Origin of the sequence: Tistrella arctica (assembly GCF_039630945.1) — a bacterium.
GTDB classification, from domain to species: Bacteria; Pseudomonadota; Alphaproteobacteria; order Tistrellales; family Tistrellaceae; genus Tistrella; species Tistrella bauzanensis.
Genome location: NZ_JBBKTV010000009.1, coordinates 88,836 through 109,247, shown reverse-complemented (window position 1 = coordinate 109,247; position 20,412 = coordinate 88,836). Strand labels below are relative to the sequence as shown.

At 68.8% G+C, this 20,412-nt stretch carries 16 protein-coding genes; 9 read left to right on the top strand and 7 right to left on the bottom strand.

Features of this window, described 5'->3' with window-relative positions:
* Positions 1 to 176 precede the first annotated feature (176 nt).
* Entirely contained in the window at positions 177 to 1,181 is a 1,005-nt protein-coding gene (locus tag WG924_RS20530; protein WP_345934963.1) for a cysteine synthase A, read from the top strand.
* Positions 1,182 to 1,255: 74 nt separating this feature from the next.
* The gene (locus WG924_RS20525) at positions 1,256 to 2,038 is read left to right on the top strand and encodes an alanyl-tRNA editing protein (protein WP_345934962.1); all 783 of its coding nucleotides are present in this window, start codon (positions 1,256 to 1,258) and stop codon (positions 2,036 to 2,038) included.
* Here WG924_RS20525 and WG924_RS20520 read toward each other — a convergent pair whose 3' ends face one another.
* On the bottom strand, positions 2,039 to 3,406 hold the full coding sequence (locus tag WG924_RS20520) for a 2OG-Fe(II) oxygenase family protein (RefSeq protein WP_345934961.1): 1,368 nt from the start codon (positions 3,404 to 3,406) through the stop codon (positions 2,039 to 2,041).
* Positions 3,407 to 3,729: 323 nt separating this feature from the next.
* Between WG924_RS20520 and sseA the strand changes: the two genes are divergently transcribed.
* The 4 genes from sseA (at position 3,730) to WG924_RS20500 (ending at position 8,075) form a co-directional block, all read left to right on the top strand.
* Positions 3,730 to 4,584 carry a 3-mercaptopyruvate sulfurtransferase gene (sseA, locus tag WG924_RS20515; RefSeq protein WP_345934960.1) on the top strand — a complete coding sequence of 285 codons (855 nt, stop codon included), beginning with the start codon at positions 3,730 to 3,732 and terminating at the stop codon, positions 4,582 to 4,584.
* 388 nt (positions 4,585 to 4,972) lie between these two features.
* Complete coding sequence (locus WG924_RS20510; RefSeq protein WP_188578102.1) at positions 4,973 to 5,596, top strand: N-acetyltransferase; 624 nt, start codon at positions 4,973 to 4,975, stop codon at positions 5,594 to 5,596.
* An 83-nt stretch (positions 5,597 to 5,679) separates the two neighbouring features.
* Complete coding sequence (locus WG924_RS20505) at positions 5,680 to 7,131, top strand: FAD-dependent oxidoreductase (protein ID WP_345934959.1); 1,452 nt, start codon at positions 5,680 to 5,682, stop codon at positions 7,129 to 7,131.
* A complete protein-coding gene (locus WG924_RS20500; protein ID WP_345934958.1) occupies positions 7,128 to 8,075 on the top strand; it encodes an FAD-dependent oxidoreductase in 948 nt (315 codons plus the stop codon). Before WG924_RS20505 ends, WG924_RS20500 begins: the two co-directional genes overlap by 4 nt.
* Before the next feature lie 28 nt (positions 8,076 to 8,103).
* On the opposite strand, the gene WG924_RS20495 is transcribed toward WG924_RS20500, so the two are convergent.
* From WG924_RS20495 to WG924_RS20475, 5 genes are all read right to left on the bottom strand, one after another.
* Positions 8,104 to 9,114 carry an alpha/beta fold hydrolase gene (locus tag WG924_RS20495; protein WP_345934957.1) on the bottom strand — a complete coding sequence of 337 codons (1,011 nt, stop codon included), beginning with the start codon at positions 9,112 to 9,114 and terminating at the stop codon, positions 8,104 to 8,106.
* Between the two features lie 153 nt (positions 9,115 to 9,267).
* A complete protein-coding gene (locus WG924_RS20490) occupies positions 9,268 to 10,023 on the bottom strand; it encodes an amino acid ABC transporter ATP-binding protein (RefSeq protein WP_345935078.1) in 756 nt (251 codons plus the stop codon).
* Positions 10,024 to 10,097: 74 nt separating this feature from the next.
* Complete coding sequence (locus WG924_RS20485; RefSeq protein ID WP_345934956.1) at positions 10,098 to 11,204, bottom strand: amino acid ABC transporter permease; 1,107 nt, start codon at positions 11,202 to 11,204, stop codon at positions 10,098 to 10,100.
* A gap of 4 nt (positions 11,205 to 11,208) precedes the next feature.
* Positions 11,209 to 12,414, bottom strand: a complete 1,206-nt coding sequence (locus WG924_RS20480; protein ID WP_345934955.1) for an amino acid ABC transporter permease — start codon at positions 12,412 to 12,414, stop codon at positions 11,209 to 11,211.
* 217 nt (positions 12,415 to 12,631) lie between these two features.
* A complete protein-coding gene (locus WG924_RS20475; RefSeq protein WP_345934954.1) occupies positions 12,632 to 13,663 on the bottom strand; it encodes an amino acid ABC transporter substrate-binding protein in 1,032 nt (343 codons plus the stop codon).
* 401 nt (positions 13,664 to 14,064) lie between these two features.
* Between WG924_RS20475 and metC the strand changes: the two genes are divergently transcribed.
* The 3 genes from metC (at position 14,065) to WG924_RS20460 (ending at position 18,749) form a co-directional block, all read left to right on the top strand.
* Positions 14,065 to 15,324, top strand: a complete 1,260-nt coding sequence (metC, locus tag WG924_RS20470; RefSeq protein ID WP_345934953.1) for a cystathionine beta-lyase — start codon at positions 14,065 to 14,067, stop codon at positions 15,322 to 15,324.
* 102 nt (positions 15,325 to 15,426) lie between these two features.
* A complete protein-coding gene (locus WG924_RS20465) occupies positions 15,427 to 16,749 on the top strand; it encodes a PQQ-dependent sugar dehydrogenase (protein WP_345934952.1) in 1,323 nt (440 codons plus the stop codon).
* Between the two features lie 110 nt (positions 16,750 to 16,859).
* Positions 16,860 to 18,749: a hypothetical protein gene (locus tag WG924_RS20460; protein WP_345934951.1), complete on the top strand. Its 1,890-nt coding sequence runs from the start codon at positions 16,860 to 16,862 to the stop codon at positions 18,747 to 18,749.
* 49 nt (positions 18,750 to 18,798) lie between these two features.
* Here the strand turns inward: WG924_RS20460 and WG924_RS20455 are convergent, their stop codons facing one another.
* Entirely contained in the window at positions 18,799 to 20,295 is a 1,497-nt protein-coding gene (locus tag WG924_RS20455; RefSeq protein WP_345934950.1) for a sigma-54-dependent transcriptional regulator, read from the bottom strand.
* Positions 20,296 to 20,412: the final 117 nt, after the last annotated feature.

The window sequence follows — 20,412 nt, the reverse complement described above, 5'->3', positions numbered from 1 at the left end:
AACCGCGAACGCCCCGGTCTTTTCCCAAGATCGGGGCGTTTTTATATGCATATACAACATATCCCTTATGCTCAATCAGCGGCTACCCCCGCTTGATCCCCCGTGAGCCGCGGGGTTAGGATGCGGCAACTGGATTTTCCGGCCCTGCGCCGCAGAATGAACGGAACCCACGCATCATGACCATCCTGAACGGTTTCGCCGACGCCATCGGCAACACGCCGCTGATCAAGCTGCGCAAGGTGTCGGAACAGACCGGCTGCACCATTCTGGGCAAGGCCGAGTTCATGAATCCCGGCGGATCGGTCAAGGACCGCGCCGCGCTGTATATCGTGCGCGATGCGCTGGAACGCGGCACGCTGCGCCCGGGCGGGCGGATCGTCGAGGGCACGGCCGGCAATACCGGCATCGGCCTGGCGCTGGTCGGCAACTCCATCGGCTGCAAATCGACCATCGTGATCCCCGAGACCCAGTCGGAAGAGAAGAAGGAAACCCTGCGGATGCTGGGTGCCGACCTGGTTCAGGTGCCGGCGGCCCCCTATTCCAACCCCAACAATTACATCCGGGTGTCGGAGCGTCTGGCGCAGGAACTGGCCGAGAGCGAGCCGGGCGGTGCCGTCTGGGCCAATCAGTTCGACAACACCGCCAATCGCCGCGCCCATCTTGAGACCACCGGTCCCGAGATCTGGGACCAGACGCAAGGCCGGCTCGATGCCTTCATCTGCGCGGTCGGCACCGGCGGCACGCTGGCCGGCGTCACCATGGCGCTGAAGGACCGCAACCCCGATATCCAGTGCTGGCTGGGCGATCCGATGGGGTCGGCGCTGTATTCCTGGATCACCACCGGCGAGCTGAAATCGTCAGGCAACTCGATCAGCGAGGGCATCGGCCAGGGCCGCGTCACCGCCAATCTTGAGGGCGTGACCTTCGACGGCGCCGTGCAGGTGACCGACGAGGAAAGCCTGCCCGCGCTCTATGACCTGATTTCCGAAGAGGGGCTGCTGCTGGGCGGATCCTCGGCGATCAATGTCGGCGCCGCGGTGAAGCTGGCCGAAAAGCTCGGCCCCGGCCATACCATCGTCACCATCCTGTGCGACAGCGGCCAGCGCTATGCCAGCAAGCTGTTCAATGCCGGTTTCCTGCGGTCGAAGAACCTGCCGGTGCCGTCCTGGCTGGATCGCTGACGCAGGCTGGACCAATCGGGCGGGCCGAGGCAAGCTTCGGGATCTGTTCAGAGGAACCCGGAGCCTTCACCCCCATGCCCAGCGACAGCCTGCCCGCAACCGAGACCGTCTTCCGCGCCGAACCCTATGCCCGCGACTGCGCCGCGACCGTGCTGGCGGCAACCGATGACGGCGCCGTCATCCTGGACCGGACGGTATTCTATCCGACCGGCGGCGGCCAGCCCGGCGACAGTGGCCGGCTGATCGCCGAAGACGGGCGGGTATGGGTTGTGACCGAGGCGGTCAAGGGCCCCGCCCCCGATACCATCGCCCACCGGCTGGCCGCGGAGGGTGCCGAGGCACCGCCGCCGCCGGGTCTGCGCCTGACCGCGGCGCTCGACTGGGACCGGCGCCACGCCCATATGCGCCTGCATACCTGCCTGCATCTGCTGTCGGCGATCATCACCGCACCGGTCACCGGCGGTCAGGTGGGTGCCGAGCGGGCGCGGCTGGATTTCGACTGGCCCGAGGCCGGTCTGGACAAGCAGGCGATCACCGACGCGCTGAACGCGCTGATCATGGCCGACCATCCGGTCACCGCCGACTGGATCAGCGATGCCGAACTGGACGCGACACCGCAGCTTGTGAAGACCATGTCGGTGCAGCCGCCGCGCGGCGCCGGCCGGGTGCGGCTGATCCGGATCGGCGACGGCAACGGTGATATCGGCGGTGATCAGGCGGCGCCGGCCCATGTCGATCTGCAACCCTGCGGCGGCACCCATGTCGCCCGCACCGGCGAAATCGGCCCGGTCGAGGTGATGAAGATCGAGAAGAAGGGCCGCCAGAACCGCCGGGTGGTGGTGGCCTTCGCCGGCTGATCAGCCGGCGGCGCCGGCGCCGCGCGCCACCGCGACCAGCGTCGGATCGTCGAGGAATTCGGCGTTGCGCTCGCGGAGGCGCGCGCCCTCGTCATCATACAGAAACGGAAGGCAGGCGAAGCGGCGGCCACGGGTCACCGGCAGTGCCTCGTGCAGCAGGCTGCAGGAAAACACCACGGCACCACCGGTCGGCGCCACATAGCACCGGTCACCGAATTCCGGAAAGCGCAGCGCGCCGCCCTGATAGGCGTCGGTGTTCAGGTTGATGGTGACCGCGAACCGACGATGGGCGGTGCCACGGGTGGTGTTGTCGCGGTGCGGACGGAAATAGCCGCCATCGCCATCGCCGTCATAGCAGGCGACGATATAGCGCTCGATCCGCGTGGCGCGATACTGGAAGGCCTTGACCAGTTCCGGCAGCAGCCGCCGTTCGATCCGCGCGCGGATACCGGCGCGCAGGGTTTCGTCCTCGATCAGGCAGTCGGCGCGACGCTTGTGGCCGTAATCGCGCATCTCGACCGTGCGGCCGTCGATCTCGCGCATGAAGCCGCTCTCCTCGCCGCCGGTCGCCTGATAATGCGCGATCAGCCGCTGGCAGAAGCCGGGCTCGAACACCCTTGGCACCATCAGAACCGGCGCCCAGGGGCCGGCATCCGCCGTGGCCCCTGTCGGGCTCTGCCCGATCTGCGCCCCTGTCGGGCTCTGCCCGATCTGCGCCCCTGTCGGGCTCTGCCCGATCTGCGCCCCTGTCGGGCTCTGCCCGGTCTGCGCCCCGGCCAGGCTGTCGGCGATCTGTCCGCCATCGGCCACCAGCCCGGCATGCCCGGCCGGCGATGGCAGTTGCGCCACCAGATCCAGCAGACGCGGCATGTCGTCGAGCCCGCCGGCGGCAAAGACCCGCAAGGTCGGGTCGAGCAGCAGCCAATAAGGCCGATAGGCCACCGGCGCGCCGGCAGACGGCGACGCCGCCGGATCGATCGCCCGATAGCGGCGGCTGATTTCGCCATCGCGGTCGGCAAAGGCATAGAAACCAGGCCGGCCGAGCGGCAGCCGCGCCGGCTGGCCATCGCTGCCCGCCATGCGGTCGGTCGCATCCAGCGTGACGAAAAAACAGGTCCGGGTGATGCCGTCGAACAGCTGAGCCGCATCGGCCAGCGCCGACACCGCCCGCGACACCACCGGCACCGCGGCCGCGCCCGCCAGCATCAGCACCGACCAGCGACCGGCCACGGTCGAGAAGGCGAAATGCGGGTTGCCGGCGCAATCGCCCTGGAACCACGGCACCGGGTCGCCGGGCCCGAAGGGCAGCGTGTGCAAGGGGGCCGACCGGCTCTTCAGCGGTGGCGGCGCCGCGGCGGTATCGGTCATCGGGGCGCCCTCCAGCCACGGTCATGAACGTCTGACGTGCAGCATGCCGGAGCGCCGCCGGTCCGTAAAGGGTGTGGCCTCATGGGACGGACACGTGCGACCTCACGGGAGGGAAGGTGCGACCTCACGCGACGGAAGATGGGCCTGAAGCCGGGCAGGAGGCGTCTTGGCAGATGCGAAACCGTGCGCATCTGCGGTAAACTTCGCGCATTCGCACCATTCACCGGCCAGCGGCTGTGGCAGCGCGGGCGCGGGTTGGGTATCATGCCCGGTGAGAGGCGGCCCGGACCCGCCCGCAACGAACACGGAGGACGCAGCCCCCGATGCCCTACGCCAAGCCCGACGCCCTGGTCAGCACCGCCTGGCTTGCCGACCATCTTGATGCGCCGGATGTGCGCGTCGTCGACGCGTCCTGGTTCTTTCCGCAGGAAGGCCGCGATCCCCGGACCGAACACGCACAGCTGCGCATTCCCGGTGCCGTGTTCTTCGACATCGACGAAATCGCCGATACCACCAGCCATCTGCCGCATATGCTGCCCCCCCCTGAGAAGTTCTCGTCGCGGGTGCGCCGGCTGGGCCTGGGTGACGGTGTGCGCATCGTGATCTATGACAGCGTCGGCCTGCGCAGTGCCGCGCGGGTGTGGTGGATGTTCCGTGTGTTCGGCCATGACGATGTCGCGATCCTGGATGGCGGCCTGCCGAAATGGCTGGCCGAGGGCCGGCCGGTCGTGGAGGAACGCCCCGAGCCGCCGCGTGAGCGGCATTTCACCGCCCGGGTCAACAACCTGCTGGTGAAGGACCGTCACCAGGTGGCACGGGCGCTGGCCGACGGTCGCGCCCAGCTTATCGATATGCGCCCCGCCGACCGTTTCGCCGGCGAGGCGCCGGAGCCGCGGCCCGGCGTGCGGGCGGGCCATGTGCCGGGTGCCATCAACCTGCCCTATCCTGAATTCCTCGATCCCATATCCGGCACGGTGCTCGATGCCGATCGGATGGAGGCGCGCCTGACCGCCGCCGGTATCGATCTGTCGAAGCCGGCGATCGCCATGTGCGGCTCCGGCGTCACCGCAGGCATGTTCGCGCTGGCCATGTACATGCTGGGCAAGCGCGACGTGCCGGTCTATGACGGATCATGGGCTGATTGGGGATCGGACGAGAGCCTGCCCATCGAACGGTGATCACCGCCTTGTGCATAGCGGCCGGGCCTGCTGTCGCGGCCGCTTTCACGCCCTGGTCCGGCCCTGTGTCCGGCCGGGGTTTCTGCCGCAGCGCCGCCCCTGCCGCAGCACCCCCGGGTGCGGCGGGATCAGACGCGTCCCCCGTTCGCGTCGACGCCGATATCCGGCAACCGGGCCTGCCCGGCCATTGGCCGGTCGTTGTGTGGCAATCGGCCTTGCCGTCCTGGCTGGCCGAGATCCTGGTGTTCCACATCCTGGTGCCCCATATCCTGGTGCCCCTCACCCGGGCGTCCGATACATTGGCCATGGCCATGCCCGGGTGGCATGGACCGGCCTGCCTGACGGGGTCGCGGGGCGATGGTCGCCACCGCGCGTGGAGAAAGCGCCGATGACAGAGCTTGTCGTCACCTATTTCGAGATGACGTCCCCGCCGGATCGTCATGGCCGCAGCAAGATGCCAGCCGGCCAGTATGCGCTGCTGCGTGCGTGGAACATGCCGGTGCATTTCTATCGCTATCTGCACGAAGGCGCGCAGGCGACGGCGCTGCGCCCGGAACGGCTGGGCCTGGACGATGCCGCCATCGCCGATATCCTGTCCGACGAGCAGATCGAGATCTTCGTGCTCTATGTCGCCGGCGTGCCGGCGGGGTTCGCCGAACTCGACCGCCGGGCCGAGGACGAAGCGATCGAGATCGCCTATCACGGGCTGATGCCGGAATATGTCGGGCTCAGCTTCCGGGGCTTTCTGCTCGATCAGGTGGTGGATATCGCCTGGAGCTATCGCCCCACCCGGCTCTGGGCCTGCTGTTCCAACCTGGACCATCCAAAGGCGATGCAGACCTATCAGCGTGGTGGGTTCGGGGTGTTCCGGCAGGAACGCAAGCCCATGCCGGCCGGCCGCGTCGGCAGCGATCGCAGCCGCAATGCCGGCGATCTGTCGGGCATCGGGGCCGGCAACGGCGCCGATCTTTCCAACATCGTTCCAGGCCCCGCCGGGGAGGCCCCGACATGAGCCTGGATTCCAGCACAACCGCCAGCCCGGACATGACATCTGGGCCGGACATGACATCAGGGTCGGACACGATGCCAGACGCCATGGCGACACCGCCCGGTGGCACGCCGCTTACCGGAACAGGCCGAACGCATCATCCGCCCACCGGTGCCGGCCGGCGGGTGGTGGTGGTGGGCGCGGGCCCGGCCGGCCTTGCCGCCACGGAAAAGCTGCTTGCCCACGGCCTTCAGCCTGTGGTGGTGGCCCCCGGCGAGGACTGGGGTGGCCGGGCCTTCGTCGCCGCGTCGGAGGCCGACCCGACATCGCCCGCGGGCGATGTCGATTTCCTCAGATTTCGCGGGCGGGCGGCACGTTTGCGGGCGGCGGTGAAGCTGATCACCGGTCATGTCGCCTGGGCGATCGAGGATAACAGCCTGCTGCTGTCGGGCCGCGACGGCATCAAGCGCCTGGGATTCGACCGGCTGGTGCTGGCCACCGGCGCCGAAACCCGCCCGATCCCGCTGCCCGGCAGCCATCTGGCGGGGGTGTTCGATCTGGGCACCTTGTATCGCGCGCCGGAAAAGGCCGGGGACACCCCGCTTGGCCTGCGCCCGGTGCTGATCGGCGGCGGTCCCGGCCTTTATGAAGTGGCCGACCGGCTGGTCCGCGCCGGCCGCCGGCTGACCGCGGTCATCGACCTCGATCCCGATCCATGGCGCCGTGGCCCGATCGGCGCCGACAGCGGCCGTCCGGGCACCGGGCTCAGCCGCTGGCTGCGACTGGTCGGCCGCGACGTGCCGGTGCTGACCGGCATCACCCGCCTGCGGGTCGAGGGCATCGACCGGGTCGAACGGCTGATCGCCACCGATGCCCGCGGCGAGGTGCGCGACATCGCCTGCGACACGGTGGGCGTCGGCCACGGCATGGTCGCCGATTATCGGCTGCTGGCCTCGGCTGGCGTGGGGCTGGTTTTCGATCCCGACCGGCGCGGTTTCGTACCGCAGCTCGATGCCGACGGCCGGGTGCCGGAGCGGCCGGGGCTGTATGTCGCGGGCGAAGCCGGCCCGCATCCGCGCCCGGCGGTTGCCGACCGGCTGGGGGCGGCGGCAGGTCTGGCGGTCGCATCAGATCTGGGCATCGCCGAGGCCCGGATCGAGCTGGCCCGGATGACGCCGCTTCTATCCCATGACCGCCGCACCGGCGCCGAGATCGCGGTCGACCATCCCTATCCCACCGGCTGGGTGATGGCGCAGGATGACGACGCGCTGATCGATCCGTCGAGCGGCCTGACCCTTGGACATCTGAAGCAGGTATCGGCCCGTCACCGGCTGGACCGGCTGACCCGCGCCGCTGCCATTCTGGGGGTCGACATGTCGCGCGCAGGCGGCCTTGCCCGCGCCGCCGTGCTGGCCGAGCTGATCGCGGCCCTGGGCGCCCTGCCACTGTCGGGGCTTGGCACCGCTCAGGCGGAGGCCCCGTCCACCCCCGTGCCGCTGGGCATGTTGGCAGCGGCTGCCCGCGGCGGATTGCCCATGATGACGGAGACCGTGGCATGAGCCGCCTGGTAGACTGCGATGTTGTGATCGTGGGCGGCGGCGTCGCCGGCCTGGCGGCGGCAATCGACCTCCGACGCCGCGCCTTCCGGGTGACGGTGCTGGAGGCCACGGCCGGCGCCGGTCGCGATCTGGACGGCACCTGCGGGCTGATCGGCACCGAGGGCCGCGCCGCCCTGGCCCGCCTGCTGGGCGAAGAGGACGCCGCCGCTCTGGTCGCGCCGGCAACCAGCCCGGCCGGTGCCGCAGACACTCTGCCCGACGGGCTTGGCACGCTGACCCCCGGCGGCTTCGCCGAGACCCTCAGCCGCCGCGCGCGCGAACGCGGCGTGGACCTGCGCGAAGGCGTCGCCGCCACCGGCGCCAGTGAAGCCGAGGCCGGATATCGGGTCACCTGCGCGCCCGGTTATGGCATTGCCGGCCGGTTGATGGCGATCACCGCCGGCCCGGCCCGCGGCGAGGTGGCATCGTGGCTGGGGGTGAGCGTCGCCGTCACGCCGGCTGTTTCGCTGCGCCTGAAGCTGCGCCCCGACCGCATAACCCCCGATGGCGCCCGCACCCGGCCAACGGATGTGGTGATCGCCGAGGATGGCCGCGTGGTGCTGCGGGGGACGCCCGATGGCGGCTGGCTTGCCGCCCTGCATATGGACGGCTCGGTTGCCGCATCCGCGGCCGGCGCCGCCGCCGCCGCCGCCGCACCGGTGGCCCCGCTCGGCGCCGACCAGATCACCGCCGCGGCGGCGCGGGTGACGGCGGCCCTGCCCGATACCGCCGGCCAGTTGCTGACCCGCATGTGGCGCATCGCCGGCCAGACCCCCGACGCCCCGGTCGATGCCCGGGCCATCGCGGGCAAGCCGGGCCTGTTCGTGGCCGATGCCGGCGGCGGCTGGGATATGGGCGCGGCCCTGATCGCTGGCGAACGGCTTGCGGCCCTGCTCGCGGGCTGAACCGGCATCAGGCCCGGCTGAACCGGCATCAGGTATAGAGAAATGACCGGGCCAGGTCCGCGACCTGGTCCGGCGCTTCCATCGGTGCCAGATGGGCGCTGTCGAGGGTGACGAAGCCGCGGGTGCCGGGCATGTGGCGGGCGGCGATCGCCGCCATCTCCTGGAACACCGGATGCGAGCGGGCGGTGCGCGCCACCATCACCGGCACCGCCTGACTGGTCAGCAGCCGGAACGGGTCGCCCGCCGGATCGCCGCTGTCGATGCCACCCATGGCGCAGGCGATCGGCCCCAGAATGTCGGCCTCGGTCGTGGGCTCGCAGGCCAGGATCAGTTCATCGCCCGCGCGCCGGAACCCCCAGTCCAGATACAGATCCAGCGCATCAGGCAGGACCACGTCGAAGGGTGGGCGGGTGGAGAACCGGGCATGAGCGGCAGCACGGTCGGCGAAACGTGCCCGCCTGCGGCCGGCGGATTCCACCAGCATGCGTCCGAATGCCAGCCCGCCAGGTGACGGCTCGGTGCCAGGGGCCGGATCGATCGGTGCACCGGGATCGGAAACCGTCGGCTCGATCGACACGATCCGCCGGAAGATGTCGGGCCGCAAGGCCGCCGCCAGCAGAACGTCGGTCGATCCGGCCGAATGCGCCACCACGTCGATGTCCCGCCAGCCGCGGGCATCGGCCAGCGCGATCAGGTCGCGGGTGAAGGCCAGGAAGCCGTAATCGCCGGGGGTGCGCCCCGACAGGCCGTGGCCACGCCGGTCGAAGCTCCACACCTCACGCGCCAGCCCCTGAAGCCGCAGGGCCACCGGTTCCAGGGTCGCGCCGCAATAGCCGGTGCCATGGGTCAGCAGCAGCACCCGGCCGGCCGGATCGCCACCCGGCCAGCATTGCAGATGCAGATGCGGCAGGCCGTGAAGCAGCGGTCCGGCATCGGGGCGGAACCAATGCCGGGTGAAGCGGCCGACGCCGGGCGGAACCGCCAGGGCATCGGCATCGCGGCCGGGCTCAGCCGGCTGTATATCAACCAAAGCGCGCATGGTGGCAGTATCGCCTGAAGGCCGGTGCCGGATCAAGCATCGCTGACAGACGAGAACCGGCCGGGCGCCATAAAGAACCCGGCGCCCCGTTTGAAAGGGCGCCGGGCGTGATGATGACGGCCAAGACCGGATCGCGAGCGGGAACGGGAGCGGTCAGTGATGCAGGATCTGGCCCAGGAAGGCGCGGGTGCGTTCGTTCTGCGGGTTGAGGAAGAATTCCTCCGGCACGTTCTCTTCGACGATCTCGCCCTGATCCATGAAGATCACCCGGTCGGCGACCGTGCGGGCAAAGCCCATTTCATGGGTGACGCAGAGCATGGTCATGCCGGTTTCCGCCAGCTCGATCATCACATCGAGCACTTCCTTGATCATCTCGGGGTCCAGCGCCGAGGTGGGCTCGTCGAACAGCATCACCTTGGGGTTGGTGCATAGCGACCGGGCGATGGCCACGCGCTGCTGCTGCCCGCCCGACAACTGGCCGGGATATTTCTTCGCCTGATCGGGGATCCGCACCCGTTCAAGATAGGACATGGCCGTGGCTTCGGCCTGCCTGCGCGGCACCTTGTGCACCCAGAGCGGCGCCAGAGTGAGGTTTTCCAGCACCGTCAGATGCGGGAACAGGTTGAAGTGCTGAAACACCATGCCGACTTCGCGGCGGATGTTCTCCACCGCCTTGACGTCATTGGACAATTCGACGCCGTTGACGACGATGCTGCCCTTCTGGTGCTCTTCCAGGCGGTTGATGCAGCGGATCATGGTCGACTTGCCCGACCCTGACGGTCCGCAGATCACGATGCGCTCGCCGCGCGCCACATGCAGATTGATGTCCTTCAGCACGTGGAACTGGCCGAACCACTTGTTGACGCCGTCCATGCCGATGATGGTTTCGGCGCCAGCGGCGGATGCCATGCGCTGGGCCTGGGCTTCCGTGTGTTCGGTGGTCATGGTCATGATGACATACCCTTCTCAGCGATGGGCCCTTCTCAGCGATGGGCGCTGCGGCCGAGATAACGCTCCAGCCACTGGCTGTACCGCGAGATCGAGAAGCAGATGACGAAATAGATCAGCGCCGCAAAGACATAGGCCTCGGCGAAATAGGTCCGCCACGGCGCATCGTTCAACGCGGCCCGCGTCGCCAGCATCAGATCGAAGATGCCGATGATCACGACCAGCGAGGTGTCCTTCAGGGTCGACAGGAACGAATTGACCGTCGACGGAATGCTGATCTTCAGCGCCTGCGGCAGAATGATCAGCCGCATCTTCTGCCAGTAGCCCAGCCCCAGCGCATCCGCCGCCTCATACTGCCCCTTCGGGATCGCCTGAAGACCGCCACGGACCACTTCGGCCAGATAGGCGGCGGCGAACATGATGATCGCGATCTGCGCGCGCAGCAGCTTGTTGATGTTCATGCCTTCCGGCAGGAACAGCGGGATCATCACCGATGCCATGAACAGCAGCGTCACCAGCGGCACGCCGCGGATCAGCTCGACATAGGTCACCGAGATCGCCCGGATGATCGGCAGGTTCGATCGTCGGCCCAGTGCCAGCAGCACCGCGATCGGAAACGCCACGCCGCAGCCGAACACCGCCAGCACCAGCGTGATCATCAACCCGCCCCACAGTCGGGTCTCGACCAGCGGCAGGCCCAGCACGCCGCCCCACATCAGCGTGCAGATCGCCAGCATCGCACCGGCCCAGATATAGACCAGCACCCGGCTCCACAGCCGGCGATAGCCGCTGACGCCGACCAGGGTCACGAACAGCAGGATCGACACGAAAGGCCGCCACTGCTGCTCGTAAGGATAGGTGCCGAACAGGATCAGCCGGTATTTCTCGCGGATGAAGGCCCAGCAGGCGCCTTCCGCCGCCCGGCAGACATCGGGGCTGACGCGGCCCCAGACCGCGTCGATGAACGCCCAGTTCACCAGCGGCGGCACCCACGAGACGATCCCCCACAGGATCAGCACCGTCAGCAGCGCGTTGTACCAGGTGTTGAACAGATTGGCCCGGATCCAGGCGATGGGGCCAATGGTGGCGGCCGGCGGCCGTTCGGCCGTGATCTTCTTTTCCGGTATGGTGTCGGCTGTCATCGGCCTACCGCTCCACCAGCGCGATGCGCTTGTTGTACCAGTTCATGAATGCCGAGATCGTCAGGCTGACGGTCAGATAGGCCAGCATGATCAGCGCGATGTTCTCGATCGCCTGGCCGGTCTGGTTCAGGGTCGTGTTGGCCACCGAGACGATGTCGGGATAGCCGATCGCAACCGCGAGCGAACTGTTCTTGGTCAGGTTCAGGAACTGGCTGGTGGTGGGGGGCACGATCACGCGCAGCGCCTGCGGCAGAATGATCAGCCGCATGGTGACGCCCGGCTTCAGGCCCAGAGCCGCGGCCGCCTCCCATTGCCCCTTGCCGACCGCCTGGATCCCCGAGCGGACGGTTTCGGCGATGAAGGCCGCGGTATAAAGGGTGAGCCCCAGGGTCAGCGCCGCGAATTCCGGCGAGACCGACAGGCCGCCCACGAAGTTGAAGCCCTTCAGCGCCGGCGTGTCGAGTGCTGTCGGCGCGCCGAACACCGCCCAGGCCACCAGCGGCAGCCCGATCAGCAGGCCCAGGCCCGGCAGCAGGGTGCGCGGCCGTTCGCCGGTGCGCTCCTGAATGCGGTTGGCGCGGATCATCAGCACACGCACGATCACCACGGCGACAAGAAACGCCACCAGCGCTGCCCACCAGGCGGCATGATCGGCCGGCACCGGCATCTTGAAGCCGCGATTGCTGAGGAAGACGCCCTCGATCGGCTGCATCGCCTGACGCGGCGAGGGCAGCACCTCGGTGATCAGCCCGTACCAGAAGAACAGCTGGAGCAGCACCGGCACGTTGCGCAGCGACTCGACATAGATCGTGGCCAGCCGGGCCAGCAGCCAGTTGCTGGACAGGCGCGCGACACCGATCACCACGCCGATCAGCGTGGCGAACACGATGCCGATCAGCGACACCTTGAGCGTGTTGAGCACGCCGACCCACAGCGCCGTGGCATAGGTGCTGGTGGCGCTGTAGGGAATGAGCGTCTCGCCGATCGCAAAGCCGGACTCGCGGGTGAGATAATCGAACCCGGTCTGGATATTGCGGCTGGCGAGATTGTAGAGGGTGTTGTCGACCAGGAACCAGCCGACGGCGATCACCATCGCCATGGCCAGGATCTGGAACAACACCGCGCGCACACCGGCATCGTTCAGGAACGAACGGCTGGGTCGTACAGCGACCGGGGCGGAGGGGCCCGGCCGGCGGTTGCCATTTGTCATTGACTGGAAAAGCCCTTCGCGCGTCGCAGACGCACGCCGTGCGGACCGGTCTGCTGCCGCAATGGCGACGCGTGCCTGCTCCGAAGAGGTTCAGGTCTGAAGGCGTCCAGGGCAGCCCGCCGGCCCGTCAGACGATCGAGGGGGCGTGATCGATGATCACCGCCCCCTCAACCTTCCGGATACCGGCGTCTGCGCTCAGACCGTCAGGATCGGGCCGTCAGCGGATCGGGTCGGCGTAGAGCACACCACCCTTGTTCCACTGCGCGTTCAGACCGCGCTCCAGCTTCAAGGGGCTGCCGGGGCCGACATTGCGGGCGAAGATCTCGCCGTAATTGCCGATCTGCTTGATCGGGCGATAGGCCCATTCGTCGTCCAGGCCCAGCGTCTGGCCCATGCCGGGCGAGGTGCCGAGCATGCGGCGGATCACCGGATTTTCCGACGAGGCCTTCTGCTCATCGACGTTTTCCGAGCTGACGCCATATTCCTCGGCCTCGATCAGCGCGTTGCGCACCCACTTCACGATGGCGAAATATTCGTCGTCACCACGACGCACCGCCGGGGCCAGCGGCTCCTTGGAAATCGCTTCCGGCAGGATCAGGTGATCTTCCGGGTTCTGCGCATTCACCGAGCGCAGCGCCGCCAGACCGGAGATATCCGTGGTATAGGCATCGCAACGGCCCGAGAAATAGGCCTTGTACGACTCCTCGAAGCCCTCGAACACCACCGGTTGCAGGCTCATGCCGTTGGCGCGGAAATAGTCGGTGAGATTCAGCTCGGTCGTGGTGCCGGACTGAACGCAGACCGTGGCGCCGTCGAGCTGGGTGGCGCTGTCGACGCCGGCCGCCTTGGTGATCAGAAAGCCCTGACCGTCGTAGAACCAGGTGCCGATGAAATTCAGGCCCAGCGACGCGTCGCGGGTGAGCGTGTTGGTGCTGTTACGCGACAGCAGATCGATTTCACCCGACTGCAACGCCGTGAACCGCGCCTGCGCCGACAGCGGCACGAACTGGACCTTCTCGCCGTCGCCCAGAATGGTCGCGGCGACAGCACGGCAGAAATCGGCGTCCATGCCGCTCCAGCGACCGGTGCTGTCCGGCGCCGAGAAGCCCGGCAGGCCGGTGTTCACGCCGCAGCGCAGCGTATCGTTCTTCTTGATCGCGTCGAGTGTCGCGCCGGCATTGGCGGGTGCGCTGAGCGCGCCCAGAGCAACGGTCGCGGCGAGTGCCGCCACAAAGGTCTTGATCGACATGAGTATCGCGAAGCCCCTCATCTGCAAGCCAGCCTGTTCCAGGGTGTCCACCCCGTATCATGGCCCCAGCCACGATCGGTATGATGGCAGGTCCGGCATGCCTTGTTTCGAGTGGAAAACGGTCGACCGCACGTGCTCCCGGCCGGACCCGCGGGTGGCGCCCCCCCGGACGCCATCCAGCTTTCCCACATCTTCCCCTGAACGTTCGTAGCACACCGGTCAATCGTCATGCAAGCGTGCGCCCCTGTGGTTGCCCGACGGACACAGTCCGGGTTGCAACCCGGCCGCGATCGCGCTGAAATGCGTCACCCGTCCACGGTGCTGCATCGCCAGCGCCGGCGCGCGTGCCGGACAAGACACCGGCCATGTCGCGACCACAGTTGTTTCCGGAGCCCCACCCCATGTCCGACGACCACAAGCCGCAGCCCGCATCCGCCAGCGCCGGCGACGGCCATGACGGCGCCGGCGGCCGGTTCGGGGAAGACACCCGCGTCGTTCATGTCGGGCGCGATCCCTTTGCCAATCACGGCATCGTCAACCCGCCGGTCCATCATGCCTCGACCGTTCTGTTCCCGACACTTGAGGCGATGGTCGCGGCCGCGGCCGACCCCACACGCGGGGTCTATTACGGCCGCTATGGCACGCCCATCACCCATGCGCTGGAAGATGCCTATGCCAGCCTGGCGGGCGGACGTCGCGGCGTGGCGCTGGCGTCGGGCAAGACGGCGCTGATGGCGGTGCTGGCCGCCTTCACCCGCGCCGGCGACCATGTGGTGCTGCTCGACAACGTCTATGAGCCCACCCGCGCATTGGCCGATCAGTTCCTGGGCCGCTATGGGGTGGACGTCACCTATGCCGACCCGATGCTCGGCGCCGATATCGCCACGCTGTTCCGGCCGAACACCAGGCTGCTGATGCTGGAGGCGCCCGGCTCGCTGACCTTCGAGGTCCCCGACCTGCCGGCGATGATCGCCGCCGCCCGCACGGCCGGCGTGCGCACCGCGCTGGACAATTCCTGGGCGACGCCGCTGTACCTGAAGCCGCTGGCGATGGGCGTCGATGTGGTGATGGAGGCGGGAACCAAATATCTGGTCGGCCATTCCGATGCCATGCTGGGCGTTCTGTCGGCCACCGACGACGCCTTCCCCTTCATCCGCAAGGCGGCGAGCGAGATCGGCGCGCCGCCCGGCCCCGACGACTGCTATCTGGCCCTGCGCGGCCTGCGCACCCTGTCGGTGCGCATGGCGCGCCATCAGGAAACCGGCCTCACCCTTGCCCGTCATCTGGCCGGCCACGATATGGTCAGCCGGGTTCTGCATCCCGCCCTGCCCGATTGCCCCGGCCACGACGCGTTCCTGCGCGACTTCAAGGGGGCGAGCGGTCTGTTCGCCATTGAACTGGTGCGGCCCGACGACCGGCCGGTGCCCCGTGCCCGCATCGCGGCGATGGTCGACGACATGGTCCTGTTCAAGATGGGCTTCTCGTGGGGCGGATTTGAAAGCCTGGTGCTGCCGGTCGATCCGCGCCGGGCACGCACCGCCACCCGCAGCAACTGGGAGGATCGCGGGCCCCTGCTGCGCATCCATGCCGGCCTTGAGGATCCGGCGGATCTGATCGCCGACCTCGATGCGGGCCTCGCCCGCTATGCCGCCGCCGGCTGAGGCGACCCCCGGGGGGGGGCGCGATCCAGGGTTCCGGCCCGTGATCGGCACCCGGCCAGGGGCACTGCCCGGCCGGGGCCGATCACGGAGACGCTGCCTGTCATGACCGCCAACCCGTTGTTCATCCAACCACCCGCGCGGACGGCGACGCTGCGCCGGATTCTGGCCACGCTGCTGATGGCCGCCGCACCCGGCGCGGCACTTGCCGCCGACGCCCTGACCACACCGCCAGCCGACGATCCGGCCCCCGGCACGCGGCTGGTGGTCGATCCGACAGCCCTGCCCGCGCCCGGCGATGCCCCGAGCCCGGCAAATTCGCCCGATCGGATCAGCCGGCCCGAGGGTGCGGCACCGCGCCTGCCCGACGGCTTCCGCGCCACCCTGTTCGCCGGCGACCTCAGCCATCCCCGCCAGTTGCTGGTGGCGCCCAATGGCGATGTGCTGCTGGCCGAAAGCCGGGCCGGGCAGATCACCCTGTTGCGCGACACCGATGATGACGGTCGCGCGGACATCCGCGAGACCCTGGTCGACGGCCTGTCGACGCCCTATGGTCTGGGCCTGCGCGAGGGCGCGCTGTGGGTCGCCGATACTCGCGGGGTCTGGCGATACGCCTATCAGCCGGGCGACCGGCGGATCACGGCCGAGCCCGAGGCGATGACCCCGCCCGATGCGCTGGGCAGCGCCAGCGGCCATTCAACCCGCGGGCTGGCGCTCGATCCCGAGACCGAGGGTTTCTGGGTCTCGATCGGGTCGCGCGGCAATATCGGCATCGAACCCGAACCCCGCGCCACCATCCAGCGCTTCGACCGCCCGGGCGCCGCCGGCACCAGCTTCGCCACCGGCCTGCGCAACCCGGTGGGTCTGGCGATCCATCCGGAAACCGGCGCGCTGTGGACCGTGGTCAACGAACGTGACGGCCTTGGCGACGCGCTGGTGCCCGATTATCTGGCCCGGGTGACGGAGGGTGGCTTCTATGGCTGGCCCTATGGCTGGGCGGGCGCCGATGGCCGGGCGATTGTCCAGCCGGGCTATGAAGACCGCGCCCAGAGCCGGCTCGATCGGCTGGTCGCTCCCGATTTGCGATTCCACGCGCATTCCGCACCGATCGGATTGACGTTCTACGATGGCACAACATTCCCGGAACGATACAGGGGCGGCGCCTTCATCGCCCTGCGCGGGTCCTGGAATGCGGCAGATCCGCGGGGCTATCTGGTCGCCTTCGTTCCCTTCACCGACGAAGGACGGCCCGATGGCGAGGCCTATGAAGTCTTTGCCTCGGGCTTCCGGACCGGCGGTGGCACAGGTGGCTCGGCGGCCTCGGTATGGGGCCGGCCAGCGGGGGTTGCGGTTACCCCCGATGGCGCGCTGCTGATCGCCGATGACACCGGCGACACGCTTTGGCGTGTCGATTACACCGGCGGGTGAATTCGGTGGCGGATATCGTCCCATAGAGATCGATGCGTTTGGCACGAGCCTTGCTACGAAGCCTCCGAACCGACCGTTCCGGTCTGGCAAGAGTTGAGGCAAAGCGGCAGATGAGCGCATTGATCGGCATTCTGAATGGCAAACCGGTTGGTGACCGTTTGCATTCTGCACTGGATCAGTTGGACCCGACCCGCACGACCCGGCGCGACACCCGTATGCTTGCAACCCGCGAGGCGGCGGCCGGCCTCGCCGCCATCGGCCCGGCGGCAGCCGGGGTGCGGGGTATGCCGTCCATGTTGATCGCCCCGCCCGGCCCGATCCAGGCCAACCATATGCCGCCCGAGAGGGCGGCGGAGGGTGGGGCGGCGACCGATGGGGCGGCGACCGGTGCCTGCCTGCCGCCGGATGCCCGCCTGCTGCGGCTGGGGGCGGCCACCCTGGGCGTGGTGGGGCCGGCGGTGGCACTGGCGGGATTGGGCTTCGGCTGTGGAAACATCGCCCGCCGCCGCCGCCCTGAACCGGGCAGCGCGCTGAACCGGCTGTTGCGCGACATCGAGGACAATGTCGGGCCTGACCTGGCCCTGCGCCGCCTGCTCGACCGGGTGGGCGGCGATATGTCCTTCACCCTTCTGATGGACGACGACCCGCGCCGGATGTTCGTCGCCCGGGGCGCATCGGGCCTGACGCTGGCCGCCGGTGACCATGCCGGCTTCATCGCCAGCGACGACCGCCTGTTGACCGGCACTCTGCAATCGGCCGTGATCCTGCGGCCCGGCGACATCGCAACCCTGTCCACCGATCGCGTGCGCGTGATGGATGATTGCGGGCGGATCATCACCCGCCGCCTGACGCCGGCCGCGGCCCCCGTCAACGTGCCGCCAATGCCGCGGCCAGGAGAGACCATGACCCAGACAGATCTGGCCCGCCTGGGCGAAGCCGTGCGGCTGGGTGCCGGTCTGGTGTCGCCTGTGCGCGCGCCATTGCCGGCCGCCGTCGGCGCCGGCATTCATGGCCGCGTCGCGATCGGCGCCGCAGCCGCCTTGATGCCGGCCGTGTCGGCCGCCGCCGACATCTGGCGGCTGTGCTATGGCATCGACGTTCTGGTGCGGCCGCTGGCCGACGGCGCCCGGCCATACCTGCCGATCGACATGGCGATCCTCGTGCCCGAAGCCGGCGAGGCGATCGACGCCAGAGCGATGCCGCACCTGCTCCGTCAGGGCGGCGCCCGGTCGGTCGCGGTGCTGGACCTGTCGGCCAGCGGCCAGATCCACGAGACGATCGGCGCCGATGCCTGCTGGCAGCTATCGCTGCCGGCCGAACATGGGGTCGCTCCCACCCTGTCGGCGCTGGGGTTGATCGCCGGGCTGGTTGCCATCGGCGCGCGCATGGCGGCCCTCGGCAACGGTGCCCCCGGCCGGCCACTGCCGACGGTCGAGGATCCGGGCGTGTCGCCGCGCACCATGGTCCGCATGCTGCACGCAGCCGCCGACCGGATCGACACCGCCGGGTTGATGGCGGTGCTGGAACAGGCATCCGCCGGCGCCTCGGCCACCCCCGTCGCGGCCGGCGGCCGTGACAGCGTCCGTGGTGGCAGTGCCAGTGCCGGTGCCCTCCGGGAGGCTGCCGACGCGATGGCCGCGAACGGCCGCCGCCGGGTCGACCTGATGCTCGATCAGCCGTTGACCGGCCACCGTGATGCGCCGGGCCTGACCGAACTGGCCTGCACGCTGTTCGCGGAAATCGCCCATGTCATCTGCCTGCCGGCCCAGACCCGCGACCCGTTCGGAAGCCCGATCGCGCCCACGCCATCAGCCCCGGTGCTGACGCCCTTCCCGGCGATCCCTGCGGACGTGCTGCTTGCCGGCGGCGGCACGGCAATGCTGGCGACCGAAATCCTGGTCGCGGCGGCAGCCGCGATGCGCACCGCATACGATTTTGCCCGCGCCAGCGGCGCACCGCTTGGCCGGCCGCGCTGCCTCAACGGCCTGCGCGGCGGCTGAGGCCGCCCGCCGGCTGCCGCACAGGCGGCGCCCGCATCCTGCACGGTGCCTACATCTCGGCGGTGGTTCCATCGACATCGGCCACAGCCCAGCTCTGACGCTTGCGATAGATGGTGGAGGCGCTGATCCCCAGCAGCGCCGCCGCCCGCGGTACATTGCCGTCGCAGATCCGGATCGCGCGCTCGATCGCCGCACGTTCCACCCGCCAGAGCGGTATGATGCGGGTGCCGCTGCCGGCGAGCAGTTCGTCCGCCTCGTCGTCATCATCGTCGACCGGCTCGAAATCCAGCAGCGGCGGCGGCTCGATCGCGGCCGGCGCCGCGGGATCGATGGGCCGTGACGCTGCGGCGGGTGCCACGGCCTGGCTTTCAGCCTCGCGCACCACCGCCGGCAACATCTCCAGGGTCAGCATCTCGCCGTCGTTCAGCACGATGGCGCCGTGCAGCACGTTATAGAGCTGGCGGATATTGCCCGGCCACCGATAGGCCGTCAGCGCCGCCTCGGCCGCAGGTTCGATGCCTTTGAACCGCTTGCCCTCAAGTGTGGTCAGTTCGCCCAGCAGATGCCGTGCGATCAGCAGCACGTCGTCGCCGCGCTCCCGCAATGGCGGCAGATGGATCGGCACCACATGCAGGCGGTAATACAGATCCTCGCGGAACCGCCCGGCATCCACTTCCGTCAACGGGTCGCGGTTCGTGGCGGAAACGACGCGGATATCAACCCGCTCCGTCGTGCCCGAGCCGACCTTCTGGACACTGCCGGTCTGCAGAAATCGCAACAGCTTGCCCTGCAGGGCCAGGTCCATCTCGCAGACTTCGTCGAGGAACAGCGTGCCGCCATGAGCCCGCATCGCAGCACCCTCGCGATCGGCATGCGCGCCGGTAAAGGCACCGCGGACATGGCCGAAGATCTCGCTTTCCATCAGATCGCGCGGGATGGCGGCGCAGTTCAGGGCCACGAACGGTCCGGCCGCACGCGGACTGCGGGTGTGCAGGGCCTCGGCCGCCAGTTCCTTGCCGGTGCCGCTTTCACCGGTGATGAACACCGATGCCCGGCTCTGCGACGCGCCCTCGATGATCCGATAGACACCCTGCATCACCAGCGACCGGCCGATCATGCCGCAATAAGACGCCCGTTCGCCGATGCGGTCGACCAGCCGCGCCAGCGTGCCCAGCGCCAGGGCGTTGCGCACCGTCACCACCAGCCGCTCAGGCGCGAATGGCTTGACCAGGAAATCATGGGCGCCGGCGCGCATCGCCTCGACCGCCACATTCACCGATCCGTGCGCCGTTACCACCACCACGTCGCAGCCCCGGCCCCGATGGCGCAGATCGGCCAGAATGTCCAGCCCGTTGGCGTCGGGCAGCGTCAGATCCAGCAGCACCAGCGCAGGCGCGGTATGGGTCATCCGTTCGAACGCCGCGGCCGCGGTGCCGACGGCGGTCGCGGCGATGCCGGCCATGCGTAGCTGTTCGACATACAGGCGCGCCAGCAGGGCGTCGTCTTCGATGATCAGAACTTCAGATGTACCGTCAACAGCCGCCATACCCATCCCGCCATCAAGCCGTCCCATGACCGGCTCGCAGGGCTGCGCCTTTTCCGGTCCGTCATTGCCAAGCCTAGCAGACCACAACGGCGCGGTCAGCGTCGGCGATAACACGCG